This window comes from Marivirga arenosa (genome assembly GCF_030503895.2).
In the GTDB taxonomy this organism is placed as follows: domain Bacteria; phylum Bacteroidota; class Bacteroidia; order Cytophagales; family Cyclobacteriaceae; genus Marivirga; species Marivirga arenosa.
In genome coordinates, this window is sequence record NZ_CP129970.2 from 3,074,450 (window position 1) to 3,087,659 (window position 13,210).

A 13,210-nucleotide genomic window follows, 5' to 3' on the forward strand; every position below is an offset into this window, starting at 1 on the left:
TTCAGAATGTATTAATCTACTGAAGAATTCAGATTACTTTATTACGATAAACCTTTCTGTTGCAGATATTCTATCAGTATTTAATCTAAGAATGTAAACACCTGCAGCTAATTGAGATACATCAAAGCTTATAAACTGATTGAGAATTTTAGGTTCAATGAATTCCAACATCACTTTACCGTTTAAATCCAATATTTGAAAAAATGCCTCTTCTGCTATTTCTAGATTCAGATGTAAATTAATTTCATTTTGTACTGGATTTGGGTAGATAACAAATGGCTCAAGAGTATTCGGATAGGCTGGAGGCGGAGATTGACCTACAAAAAATGTAATGTTTTTTAAATTTACATCTTGCCCATTATCATGTTTTATTTTAAACGCTAATCTAATTTTATTTCGGAATACATAGGGAGATAAATCAACAAACTCATTTCTCCATATGAGTTGCTCCTTTATATCATTACCTAAAGAGGTGGCTAATGAATCTCCGGATTTGCTATAGATTAATGACTTAAAATATTTACCTCCTTCATCTGAAATATATATTTCAAAGGTTTCTGATTGCCTAAAAGGCTTGCGATAAGAAATATCAAAAATCAATCCTAAATAATTTACCCTACTCACGTCAAGTAATGGGCTAATTAACCAATCCTCAGAACCCTTTGTATTAATTTGAGAAGAATTACTGTTTACTGCTAACAGATTGGGATTAAAAGTCCAGCCTGCATCTTTATCAGGATTGAATTCATACCAATTATCTCTCCCATTTTCGTTTAAACTTAAGCGTAAAGGAGGTAATTCCTCAACACAGTCATTTGAGAATGGTAAATAAAGTGAATTCACAATATCTGCATCATTTGAAGGAGTAATTACCTGAATTTCATATTCATTAATATTTGAACTTGGAACTGGTATGATTAAGTTAATTTGGGTTTCCTGCCCGGGAACGAGAACTTCATTATTCATGGTGAATTCATTTACGAGATTGTCGTTTTCTAAAATTTGAATCTCATAACTATCAATATTTTCTCTACCTACATTTTTAACTGTTATTACTCCTTCAAGAGTTTCATTACAGACTAAAGGGTTTACATCTTCCCATCTTATAATATCAATTTCTCTATTTTTTTTACTTGATTCCTGTACACGGAATTCATTAATGTAAAAGTTGTTAGACAGGCGGTTTTCAGCCACTATGCTAAAGCAAACTGAGGGTTCATCTTTCAATCTATTTAAATCGATTTTTACGGTATCCCAATCTAATCTATGCTCGGGTATAAATACAGTATCTGTAGGATAGGCTGTAGATAAATCGGTAATTGAATTGGAAAAAATTAAATCATTAAACGTTCTTCCGCAATCGTAGGAAGCATAAATTTTTATATTATTAGGAATAGAATCACCAACTTGTGAAAATACGAAACTTAATTCGGGGACATTTATAGTTGTAAAATCAAAGATCGGAGAAATAATATCTTCTCTTTCGCCAAAATTTTGTCTATTACCATAGAAAGGAACTCCGAGACCCACATCAAATATCTGCCAGCTTTCTTCTTCATCTGGATTACGAATAATCCATGGAGTAATGTTATTGAAAGACTTTTCATATGGCAGACTTGCTTGTTGTATTCTTTGATAATATTCTATTTTTTGGTTGTTATCGGTTCTTTCATCCAGAAAACTTCCTATTAAATCAACATTGTAAAAAATTGAATATTCGCCCATTTCATTAAAATTCAATAGTGAAAAATAAATGGTTTTTTCTTCTCCGCTATTGAGTGTGTCCTCTACTATAATTGATTCTTCTAAGATATCATTAACAAATAATTGAACACTATAATTGCCAATAGGAAGCAATCCTTGATTCTTTACCGTTATTTGAGGGTTGAAATTTCCACTGCAACTTCCTGTATATCTTGAATTTACTTCGGATAAGCCTAAATCTACATCATATACTGGAGGTGCTTCTAATGCAGGTGAGCTTGTCAGACTCAACCTTCTAGGGCTATTTTCTACAACCGTTCTAACTCTAGATTTTTGATCTTCAGTAAAGATATTCATGCAGGCATCATTAGTATAATCCATGAAGTTTTGTACCATATCTAAACTTTCACAAGTAATTTTTCCAAGATTACAACCTGTGCTTGAATTTCTAGCGGTAGGCGTATCTTCACAAAAGTCATCTACAGAACAGCCGCCATCACCCCAAATATGCCTTAATCCAAAAAAATGTCCCATTTCATGTGTCAGGGTTCTTCCTTTACTTTCAAAGGTTGGGCTATCAGGGTTTTCTCCAAAAAATACATAATCAATGGTAACTCCATCAATTAATCGATTATTACTGGCTTCCTCCAAACCTTCAAGATTAGAAATTGGAAATTCAGCCCATCCTAAACTACCTCCCGCTAGATCAGCTACCCATATATTTAAATAATCCTCTGCTGGCCAATAGCTCTCTGCTGTTAGTATAGATCTTTCTTGATAACTATAATCAACTAGGCTTCCTGGTATTCTTACAATTCCGGATGTTTCAAAGCCATCAGGGTCTTGTTTGGCGTAAATGAATTCAATATCGAAAGAAGATGCCAAAGCTTTAAATTCATCTAAAGTTTCCGTTGTATCGGCATTAAGTCTATTGAAATCTTCATTCAATATTTCCAGCTGTCTGTCTATACGTTCTTTTGATAAGTTACCTCCTGTTCCTATTGCTTCTCCATTATGAATGATGTGAAAAACAACGGGTACTGTAACTTTTTCTTTCCGTGTTCTGAGAGGGGATAAAACTTTCTGTAATATTTGTTGACTAGAAAGCCAATTTTCAAATTGTTGGGTACTTAAATTAGGGTTATTACGAGCTCTTTCTTCGAGTATTTTTGGTACGGCACATCTTTCTTGAGCCGAAATGCTAAAAAGAGGTAATGTTGTGATGAGAATGTATAAACCACTCCTAAAAATGAAATCAATATAAGAGAGGTTTTTTCTTTGCATTTGGTTTAAATAGTTTGCTCTAAATTAAATAGACTGATATTTAAAACCAAGAATAATGCCAGAAGTAAAAAACTAATTTTATACTTCTGGCATATGTTAAACAATACGAATTTATTTCATTGTTTGGGGTAACTCTGCATTTGGATCATCAGCTGATGTAATATTTATCGCTTCCACTGATATGATTTCGGGTACTGCTTTTTTAACAGCTTCCTCAACTCCAGCTTTTAATGTCATTGTTGACATCGGGCAATTTCCGCAAGCACCTAATAATTCGAGTCTAAGTATACCCTCGTTTATATCTAGAACCTTTACATTTCCACCATCTGCCTCTAAATAAGGTCTGATGGAATCTAATGCTTTTTCAACTCTATCTAAAATTTCCATAATTTTTTAATTTCAACTAGTCATTTCAACTGTTTTGGTACCTGCCATACTCGCATTTCTAATGGCTACTTGTCTAGCAAGTTTTTGAGCTAATTCTCTGAAAGCATCAGCAGAAGGACCATCTTTCATGGCAGTAGGATATCCCGAATCACCGCTTTCACGAATAGACTGAACCAGTGGCATTTGCCCTAAGAAAGGGATTTCATACTCCTCACTCATTTTGTAGCCACCACCTTCACCAAAAATAAAGTATTTATTATCAGGTAGCTCAGCAGGTGTGAAATACGCCATATTTTCTACCATCCCCAAGATTGGAACATTAATTTGTGGTTGTTTAAACATTCCAATAGCTTTTTTGGCATCTGCTAAAGCTACTTTTTGCGGAGTGGTTACAACCACAGCTCCTGTTACAGGAATTGTTTGCACTAATGTTAAATGAATATCACTTGTGCCTGGAGGTAAATCTATTAGTAGATAATCCAATTCACCCCAGTCTGTATCACTAATAAATTGCTTTAAAGCAGAACTAGCCATAGGTCCTCTCCATACTACTGCATTATCTGGTGGGGTTAAGAATCCTATAGATATTAATTTAATTCCATATTGCTCAATAGGAACAATTACATTTTTTCCATTTACTTGCTTAACCTCTGGTTGTTCAGCCTCACAGTTAAACATGGTAGGGATTGAGGGGCCAAAAATATCTGCATCAATCAATCCAACTTTTGCACCTTCTTGAGCTAATGCAACAGCTAAGTTTGCAGTAACAGTAGATTTTCCAACTCCACCTTTTCCGGAACCGATTGCTATAATGTTTTTCACATTTGGTAAAAGAGGTTCAGTATTTCTAGTAGAGGTAACATCAGAACTCATGTTAGGAAATACTTGTAAGTCTGCATCTACATGTTTGTGAATTGCATTAATACAATCGTTTTTTATGATTTCCTTTAACGGACATGCTGGAGTAGTAAGTACTACAGTGAAATGTATCGCATTTCCATCAATGCGTACATCCTTTATCATATTTAGCGTTACCAGATCTTTTTTAAAATCTGGATCTTCAACAGTACTTAATGCTTTAATTATGCTATCTTTAGTAACAGCCATATATCTTTAATATTTAAAAAAAACCGTAGTTTTGCTACAAAATTGTTGCAAGTTAAACTTTATAGAATAAGCTAACAATTGATAAGCTAAATAAGTTGGAATTAGTTTAAATAAATACAAAAAATAGCGCTAAATAAGTGGGATTAAGTCAAAAAACGATACAAGATGTTCAAGATAGGGTAGAGATTGAAGAGGTTGTGGGGGATTATGTACCTTTAAAAAAGAAGGGGCAAAATCTTTGGGCTTGCTGTCCTTTTCATGACGAAAAAACGCCTTCTTTTTCAGTTGCTCCTAATAAAGGTATCTATAAATGCTTCGGATGTGGTAAAGCCGGTGATTCAATTCAATTTATTATGGATTTAGAAGGATTGAATTTCCCTGAAGCAATCCGACAGTTGGCAGAAAAATATGGGATTGAAATTGAAGAAACTGAAAGCTCTCCCGAACAACAAGAAGCATATAATGAAAAGGAATCGCTTTATATTGTTTTAAATTTTGCTGCTGAATATTTTAAAGACTTATTACACAATAATCCTCAAGGAAAGTCTGTTGGTTTAAGTTATTTTAAAGAAAGAGGATTTTCAAATGCTACTATTGATAAATTTGATCTAGGATATACATTAGATCAATGGGATGGGCTAATAAATGCAGCAAAAAAAGCGGGACATACTGAAGAGTTATTAGAAAAGGCAGGTCTTATTATTAAAAAAGAAGATAAGACTTACGATAGATTTAGAAACAGAGTAATTTTTCCGATTCATTCCATTTCGGGTAAACCCATTGCTTTTGGGGCTAGAATATTGGTGAATGATAAAAAGCAGCCAAAGTATATTAATTCGCCTGAAACAGAGGTGTATCATAAAAGTGAGGTGCTTTATGGAATTTCTCAGGCCAAACAGAGTATCAGGAATGAAGAAAATTGTTATTTGGTTGAAGGATATACAGATGTAATTTCGCTACATCAATCGGGAGTTGAAAATGTAGTTGCGTCTTCAGGAACTTCATTAACCACTCAACAAATTAAATTGATTGGTCGCTATACAGATAATGTTACCGTTCTTTTTGATGGGGATGCTGCAGGTTTAAAGGCTGCAATGCGAGGTATTGATTTGATTTTAGAAGGAGGGCTTAATGTTAAAGTTGTAATTTTTCCTGATGGTGAAGATCCTGACAGCTACTCTCAGAAAATGGGAGATGAGGCATTCAAGAATTATTTGAATGAAAATGCTAAAGATTTCATTCGGTTCAAATCTGATTTATTACTTCAGGAAACCAAAAAAGATCCTATCAGGAAAGCAGAAACTATTCAAGATATAGTTCGGTCTATTTCTAAAATTCCTGATCCTGTAAAACGTGCAGTATATATAAAAGAATGTAGCGATATACTGGAAATAGATGAAGCTTTACTTGTTGCAGAACAGAATAAGATTGTCCTAAGGGATAAGCAAAGTAAAGGTGATATTACTAAAAGGCAGGCAAATTACTTAAGTGAAAATTATAGCCAAACACCTGAGCAGATTCAAAAGCAATACACTCCTTTTGAAGTTGCGGCTTTACAGGAAAAAGAAAGTATTCGGCTGCTCTTAACTTATGCTGATTTACCGTTGGCTGATGACAAATTAGTCATAGATTATTTACTCCAAGAATTAAATGATACGGAGTTTATCCATCCAGTTTACAGTGAAATTTTAAATCAATTTATAGCTCATTTAAAAGAAGGTAAAATCTTAAATGAGTCTTATTTTATTAAAAATGGTTCAGAGGAAGTAAGGAAGGTTATTTTCTCACTATACACAGATCGTTATGAGTTAAGTGAAAACTGGGAAAAAAAATTCGAAATCTATACTCCACATGAGCGTCATATTTTAAATGATTCTATTTATACACATGTGCTTCGTTTAAAGCACCGATCAATATTACATTTGATGGAGAAGAATACAGAGGAACTGAAAAATGTAAAAAGTGAGGCTGATGAGGAAGTAATCTTACAATATCTAATGCAGCTTAATCAGGCCAAATTGGAGATAGGTAATTTACTTGGAATGGTGGTGGTAAAATAGAATTTGTTAAAACACTAATCAATTTGTAATCGTTTTAAAATTTGTCAGGTAATCATGAAATATTGGCTACCTTTGTGATTTATTATTTTTCAAAGATTTATGTCATCAGAAAGAATCCAATTAGATACTATAGAATCAGCAATTGAAGCTGTTAAAAATGGAGAAATCATCATCGTAGTAGATGATGAAGATAGAGAAAATGAAGGCGATTTTATTTGTGCTGCAGAAAAGGTAACTCCGGAAATAATTAATTTCATGTCAAAGCACGGTAGAGGATTAATCTGTGCATCTCTGCCTGAAGACAGATGTGATGAATTAGGATTAGAATTAATGGTGGGTAAAAATACCGCTCAATTCGAGACTCCTTTTACTGTTTCTGTAGATTTAATAGGGCAAGGTACAACTACTGGTATTTCTGCTAGTGATAGATCAAAAACTATTCAAGCCTTAGTAAATCCTGATACTAAACCTGAGGTTTTAGGCAAACCAGGCCACATATTTCCTCTTAAAGCTAGAAAAGGAGGAGTTTTAAGAAGAACAGGACATACTGAAGCTGCCGTTGATTTCTCAAGATTAGCTGGCTTAATCCCTGGTGGTGTATTAGTTGAAATCATGAATGAAGATGGCACCATGGCTCGTCTTCCCGATTTAAGAAAAGTAGCTGATCATTTCAACTTAAAGCTGGTTGCTATTAAGGATTTGATTGAATATCGATTAAACAACGAATCATTAGTTGAAGAGAAAGTTGATGTTGAAATGCCAACTGATTTTGGTGACTTTAAATTAGTGGCATTTGAACAAACCAATACGAAAGATAACCATTTAGCATTAGTAAAAGGCGAATGGGAAGAAGATGAACCTATCATGGTAAGAGTTCATTCCTCATGTTTAACAGGCGATATATTTGGTTCATGCCGATGTGATTGTGGACCACAATTACATCAGGCCATGGAGATGATAGAGAAAGAAGGCAAAGGTGTTATTGTTTATATGAACCAAGAGGGTAGAGGAATAGGTTTAATGAATAAATTGAGGGCATATAAGCTACAGGAAGAGGGAATGGATACAGTTGAAGCTAATGTTGCTCTTGGCTTTAAAATGGATGAGAGAGATTATGGTGTTGGAGCTCAGATTCTTAGAAAATTAGGAGTTAGAAAAATTCGATTGATTTCAAATAATCCAACAAAAAGAGCTGGATTACTTGGTTATGGCCTGGAAATTGTAGAAAATGTTGCATTAGAAATTCCACCTAATAAGCATAATGAAAATTACCTACGAACTAAAAGAGATAAAATGGGGCATACCATTCTTAAAAAGGATTAAAGTGAAAAATTTCAACCTCTTTATTGTATTCTATTTTGTAGCAACCTTTATATCTTCTGGGCAAGATTTGCCGCAAGAAATGTGGCATCCAGGTATAGTTGTTTTAGACTCTCAAGATACATTAAGGGGTAATATTCAGTATGATTTTGAATCGAACCTAGTTCAATTTTCTGGTGATAAAAATAGGGTGAGAACGTTTACTTCACAAAATGTTCTTTTCTTTCGTTTTAATTGTCAATATTTTAATCGTCCGAGAACGGTATATTCTATTCCTTATGATTTGAAAGGAAGAATGAAGGTACCTGTCTTTTTTGAAATCTTAGAGGAGGGCTATATTACTTTCATGACTAGAGAGTATGTTGTAATCGATAATAATAGGTTTGGAAATCCAATGTACAGGCCTTCTAGAAGTTTTGGAGGCAGAGAAATACTTACTTATGACTATTTTTTACTGACTAATGATGGCGTAATTCATAAATATAGTGAGAAAAAGAAAGATTTGTACTCGTTTTTTGGCGTATATAAAGAACAGGTTGAGGAATTCGTAAAAGACAGAAGGTTAAAAACAACAAAACAGGGTGATTTAGTAACTATTATGAAATATTATAATGGATTAGTATCTGGACGAAAGTAAATGATTTATGGAAAGACCTTTAATATTAGTAAGTAATGATGATGGAGTAACTAGTAAAGGAATCCGTCATTTAGTGGAATGCATGAAGGAGTTAGGAGAAGTAGTAGTAGTGGCGCCCAATAGTCCTCAATCCGGAATGGGACATGCAATTACGATTGGAAATACTTTACGATTAGATAAAACAGACATTTTTGGAGATGATATAGCTGCTTATGAATCATCTGGTACTCCAGCAGATTGTGTTAAACTAGCTAAGCATCATGTTTTGAAAGATCGAAACCCTGATTTGGTAGTGAGTGGTATTAATCATGGAAGCAATACTTCAATTAGTGTGTTGTATTCAGGCACCATGTCGGCAGCTATTGAAGGAGCTATTGAAGGTTATCCTTCTATAGGCTTTTCACTATGTGATTACGCTCAGGATGCAGATTTTGAACATACATTAGATTATGTAAAAGCTATAGCAAAACAAGTCCTTAAGACTGGTCTTCCTAAATACACAACACTCAATGTGAATTTCCCTCCAAAACGAAATGAAAAAATAAAGGGAGTGAAGGTTTGTAGACAAGCACGAGCTAAATGGGAAGAGGAATTTGACCAAAGATATGATCCAAATGGAAGAAGATATTTTTGGATGGCGGGAAATTTCGTGAATTTTGATAAGGGAGAAGATAACGATGAGTGGGCTATTGCTAATAATTATGTGTCTGTTGTCCCTTGTCAGTTTGATTTAACTGCTCATCATACCATTAGTCAATTGAATGATGAATGGGATATCAAAATAGATTAACAATTTGAATAAATTATATTTTTGAAATCTTATAATTTTCAATAATGGCAAAGAAAAAAAAACTTGGCTATGAAGAATCACTTCACAAACTAGAAGAGATTTTGAATAAAGTAGAAAATGAAGATATTCCAATAGATCAATTAACAGCTTATGTTAATGAATCTATGGAGTTATTGAAAAATTGTAAGGCCATGTTGAAGAATGCTGAAAACAGGGTTGAAGGTGCATTTAATGATTTAGAAGAATAATTATATAAATTATAGCTCAACACAGTATTTGCTAATATATTCTTGCGCTTTCATTTCATCATATTTTATAAGTTCGTGGTAGTCTTCACAAGCTTTTACAATATCTTTTTGAATTATATAACATTCAGCTCGCTTAATAAATATTGATTCACTTTTGAGCCCCAATTCAATTGCTTTGTTATAATCGTGTACTGCTCCTGCATAGTTTTCCATGTGTTGGTAGATCATACCTCTGTTAAAATAGGAGTTTGAGAGATATTTTTTATTTCTTATGAGATTGTTAAAATCTGAAAGAGCAAATAGTGTATTAGCCTGAATTGCATATAATACGCCTCTATTAAACCTTGCTTTAGAATGATCAGGATTTAACTCAAGTAAAGCACTGAAAGCTTTTCCTGCTTTTTCATAAACTGAATCTTTCATAAAGCTTAGTCCGGCATAAAAAAGAGCATCTTCATTTTTCTTATCATAATAGAGTACATTTCCGAAGTCAATCGTAGCACTTTTATAATCACCATTTTTAAAGTATGATCTTCCTCTACCCAAATAGGCTATTGCTAAATCTTTTTTTTGATTTATGCTCTTTTCATATCCAAGGATTGCTTCATCATACATTCCTAATTCTTCATAACATCTAGCAGCATTATAGAGCATCATTTCATTTCGTGGATCAAGACTCAAAACTTCTTCAAAATGATATAAGGCTTTGTCATATTGGCCTGATTCAAAGAGTTCTGCCCCTTTTTCTTTATGGTTAGTGCATGCTGTACAAATGAAAATTGTAATAGTTGTGAGGAATAAGTTTTTCATAGTAATTTTAGGGATAATAGATTTAACTAATAAAATAGTTTTGAATTTAAAATCCAATTTTTAATACCATTAAATATCTTATGTTAAATTTCCTTAAGTCAGAATCTCTCCGTTCCTACAATACCTTTGGCTTTAGCGCTGTTGCTGATTTGTTAATTGAGATAAATACAATAGAAGAATTTCAATTATTATTAGAGAGTAAAGAATGGAAGGAAAATTCCCATCTTATTTTGGGAGGCGGGAGTAATATTTTATTAACTGATGACTTTCATGGTTTAGTTGTAATAAATAAAATTAGCGGTATTAAAAAAGTTGCAGAAGATGATGAAACTGTGACTGTTAAAGTTGGTGGAGGGGTTAATTGGCATGAATTCGTACTATTTACTATCAATAATGATTGGGGAGGTTTAGAAAATTTATCATTAATCCCAGGAACGGTTGGGGCCGCGCCAATGCAAAATATTGGAGCTTACGGTATAGAGATCAAAGATACTTTTGAGAATTTAGAAGCTGTAAATCTGGAAAGTGGAGAAATTGAAAGCTTCAATACTGATGCATGTAAATTTGGTTATCGTGAAAGTGTTTTTAAACACAAACTGAAAGGGAAGTATTTGATAGTGTCAGTAAGTTTCCGATTACACAAAAAGAATTTTCACAAATTAAGTCTTGAATACGGAGTCATTAGAGATGTGCTGGAACAAAGGGATATAAATAAACCCTCTATTAAAGATGTAAGCAATGCTGTTATTGAAATCAGAGAGTCAAAGCTCCCTAATCCTGCAGAAATTGGTAATTCTGGAAGTTTCTTTAAAAATCCTATTATTGACAGTTTTCAATTTGAGGCTTTAAAGGAACAATATCCATCTATTCCTAGCTATGAATTAGAAAGTGGGCAAATAAAACTTGCTGCCGGTTGGTTAATTGAAAAAGCAGGTTGGAAGGGCTATGAAGAGAATGGAGTAGGAGTTCACCATAAGCAAGCGCTTGTGTTGGTGAATCATGGTCAGGGTAGAGGGAGAGATATTTTAAATTTGGCTAAAAAAATACAGAGCTCAATTCAATCTAAGTTTGGTATTGAATTAAGCCCTGAAGTTAATTTTATTTAATATTATGCTAATATTATTTTGATAATGTTAAATCTAAAGAAGTAGACACTTCATCAGTTGTTCCGTCAAAGTCAATATCCTGACTTTGAGATTCAGTGTAATTTAATACTAATGAACTTTTGGTTGCAGTAATTACATCAAAAGAAAATTCTTCAGCTGTACCTCCATCAAGCGTTAAAACGGTGCCGTCAGAATTAATTGACCAAGTTCCCTCACCCGTTGTGTTATTGTCATCTTGAGCTACATAACTTCCGTCACTTTTAAATTCGATTGTACCACCAAAACTATCTTCAAAAGAAGCCGTTAAAATTTCTTCAACTAAATCAGCAGTAGATTGATCATCAGCAAAAAAATCAGTAAAACTTTCACCATTGATCGTAAAGTCAACTGTAAAGTTAGTTACATTCCATAGACCTTCTACTTCACCTTCTTTTGCAGTTTCATCATCATTACAAGCTTGGAATAAGAACATGCTTGCTACTAAAACGAATAGTAATTTTAAATTTTTCATGTATTTTTAATTAAGTTGAAGTTCAAAAGTAAAAGGTTTTATCGATAATATACCTTTTTCCAGTTTTTACTTTTAGAAAACCATTAGGTAGATCAAATCATATGTGTAACATTTTGAAGGTTTCCTTCATAGTGTTCTACCTCTACACCAAATTTTTGGAGAAAATCTAGACCTTCATCTCTTTCCAAGCCTTTATATTGAGCGTAAGAATTTAGGTAAATTACTTTTTTTATTCCCATGCTAAAAATAATTCTCGCACATGATAGGCAAGGGGATAGCGTAACATAAAGAGTGGAGTTCTCTACGGAAGCATTATTCTTAACAGCATACATAATGGCATTCTGTTCAGCATGAATTGCTAACATACAGCTTCCCTTAGAATCGAGTCCACAGCCTTTACCAGGGAACTCCTCATCACAGTTATGAGTACCTGCAGGAGGCCCATTATAGCCGATAGAAATAATTCTTGTTTCTTTTGTTAACACTGCACCCACATGCCTTTTTATGCAATGAGAACGTTTTGCTAGGTTTACAGCTAGCTCCATGAAAATATCATCGAATTGTGGTTTTTCCATAAAACAAATATAAGGGATAATGGCACTATGATTAATAAAATTGTAAATTGCTTTAAAATAAAACAGGAAATCATGAAAAAATTATTCACATCAATTTTAGCTTGTTTCATCATGCTTGCTATTTTTAGTATTGATGCGCATGCGCAAGAAGCTTTAAAACAAAAGCCAAGTCCTTTAGGAATGGTTACTTATACTTTCGAAGATACTTACGTAAAGGTGACTTACGGAAGACCTCATTTAAGAGGTAGAGAAGCTTTTACAGAAACATCAGAATTAGCTCCTTTAGGAAAAATATGGAGAACGGGAGCTAATGAAGCAACTGAAATTACCGTAACTTCTGATGTAAAAATGGCCGGTGAAACTGTTCCTGCTGGAACATATTCTATGTTTACTATACCAGGTGCTAAAAGCTGGACTATAATTTTAAATAAAGATGTTGGCCAATGGGGAGCATATAAGTATGATGAAGAACAAGATTTATTGAGATTCGAAGTTCCGGTTAATAAATCAGATGAGATGTATGAACCCTTTACAATCAGATTTGATCAAGCAAATGGTGATGTTAGCCTTCAAATGATTTGGGCGAATACTATGATAAGTATCCCATTTGAATTTCTATAAGAATATTAATATCAGTATTTAATTATTTTTATAGTAGCTGCCATGCTTTC

The 13,210-nt window shown here is 33.5% G+C and carries 13 protein-coding genes; 7 read left to right on the plus strand and 6 right to left on the minus strand.

What is annotated here, in order from left to right; translation table 11 throughout:
• Positions 1-33: 33 nt before the first annotated feature.
• The 3 genes from QYS48_RS13380 to QYS48_RS13390 form a co-directional block, all read right to left on the minus strand.
• Positions 34-2,988 (minus strand): M43 family zinc metalloprotease, encoded by a 2,955-nt coding sequence (locus QYS48_RS13380; RefSeq protein WP_308356350.1) that lies wholly within the window; start codon positions 2,986-2,988, stop codon positions 34-36.
• Positions 2,989-3,099: 111 nt separating this feature from the next.
• Positions 3,100-3,375 carry a NifU family protein gene (locus tag QYS48_RS13385; protein WP_302124383.1) on the minus strand — a complete coding sequence of 92 codons (276 nt, stop codon included), beginning with the start codon at positions 3,373-3,375 and terminating at the stop codon, positions 3,100-3,102.
• 12 nt (positions 3,376-3,387) lie between these two features.
• A complete protein-coding gene (locus tag QYS48_RS13390) occupies positions 3,388-4,482 on the minus strand; it encodes an Mrp/NBP35 family ATP-binding protein (RefSeq protein WP_308356351.1) in 1,095 nt (364 codons plus the stop codon).
• Between the two features lie 137 nt (positions 4,483-4,619).
• Between QYS48_RS13390 and dnaG the strand changes: the two genes are divergently transcribed.
• The 5 genes from dnaG (at position 4,620) to xseB (ending at position 9,537) form a co-directional block, all read left to right on the plus strand.
• Positions 4,620-6,542 (plus strand): DNA primase, encoded by a 1,923-nt coding sequence (gene dnaG / locus QYS48_RS13395; protein ID WP_308356352.1) that lies wholly within the window; start codon positions 4,620-4,622, stop codon positions 6,540-6,542.
• A 99-nt stretch (positions 6,543-6,641) separates the two neighbouring features.
• The gene (locus tag QYS48_RS13400; RefSeq protein ID WP_308356353.1) at positions 6,642-7,865 is read left to right on the plus strand and encodes a bifunctional 3,4-dihydroxy-2-butanone-4-phosphate synthase/GTP cyclohydrolase II; all 1,224 of its coding nucleotides are present in this window, start codon (positions 6,642-6,644) and stop codon (positions 7,863-7,865) included.
• Position 7,866: 1 nt separating this feature from the next.
• Complete coding sequence (locus QYS48_RS13405) at positions 7,867-8,499, plus strand: hypothetical protein (protein ID WP_308356354.1); 633 nt, start codon at positions 7,867-7,869, stop codon at positions 8,497-8,499.
• Positions 8,500-8,506: 7 nt separating this feature from the next.
• On the plus strand, positions 8,507-9,289 hold the full coding sequence (surE, locus tag QYS48_RS13410; RefSeq protein ID WP_308356355.1) for a 5'/3'-nucleotidase SurE: 783 nt from the start codon (positions 8,507-8,509) through the stop codon (positions 9,287-9,289).
• A 44-nt stretch (positions 9,290-9,333) separates the two neighbouring features.
• On the plus strand, positions 9,334-9,537 hold the full coding sequence (xseB, locus tag QYS48_RS13415) for an exodeoxyribonuclease VII small subunit (RefSeq protein ID WP_302101222.1): 204 nt from the start codon (positions 9,334-9,336) through the stop codon (positions 9,535-9,537).
• A gap of 9 nt (positions 9,538-9,546) precedes the next feature.
• On the opposite strand, the gene QYS48_RS13420 is transcribed toward xseB, so the two are convergent.
• The gene (locus QYS48_RS13420) at positions 9,547-10,347 is read right to left on the minus strand and encodes a lipopolysaccharide assembly protein LapB (protein WP_302101221.1); all 801 of its coding nucleotides are present in this window, start codon (positions 10,345-10,347) and stop codon (positions 9,547-9,549) included.
• 80 nt (positions 10,348-10,427) lie between these two features.
• Here QYS48_RS13420 and murB point away from each other — a divergent pair, with 80 nt between their 5' ends.
• Complete coding sequence (gene murB, locus QYS48_RS13425) at positions 10,428-11,453, plus strand: UDP-N-acetylmuramate dehydrogenase (RefSeq protein ID WP_308356356.1); 1,026 nt, start codon at positions 10,428-10,430, stop codon at positions 11,451-11,453.
• Positions 11,454-11,466: 13 nt separating this feature from the next.
• Here murB and QYS48_RS13430 read toward each other — a convergent pair whose 3' ends face one another.
• Both QYS48_RS13430 and QYS48_RS13435 read right to left on the minus strand, forming a co-directional pair.
• Positions 11,467-11,964 (minus strand): hypothetical protein, encoded by a 498-nt coding sequence (locus QYS48_RS13430; protein WP_308356358.1) that lies wholly within the window; start codon positions 11,962-11,964, stop codon positions 11,467-11,469.
• A gap of 92 nt (positions 11,965-12,056) precedes the next feature.
• Entirely contained in the window at positions 12,057-12,539 is a 483-nt protein-coding gene (locus QYS48_RS13435; protein ID WP_302124387.1) for a dCMP deaminase family protein, read from the minus strand.
• A gap of 72 nt (positions 12,540-12,611) precedes the next feature.
• Here QYS48_RS13435 and QYS48_RS13440 point away from each other — a divergent pair, with 72 nt between their 5' ends.
• A complete protein-coding gene (locus QYS48_RS13440; protein WP_308356359.1) occupies positions 12,612-13,160 on the plus strand; it encodes a DUF2911 domain-containing protein in 549 nt (182 codons plus the stop codon).
• Positions 13,161-13,210 lie beyond the last annotated feature (50 nt).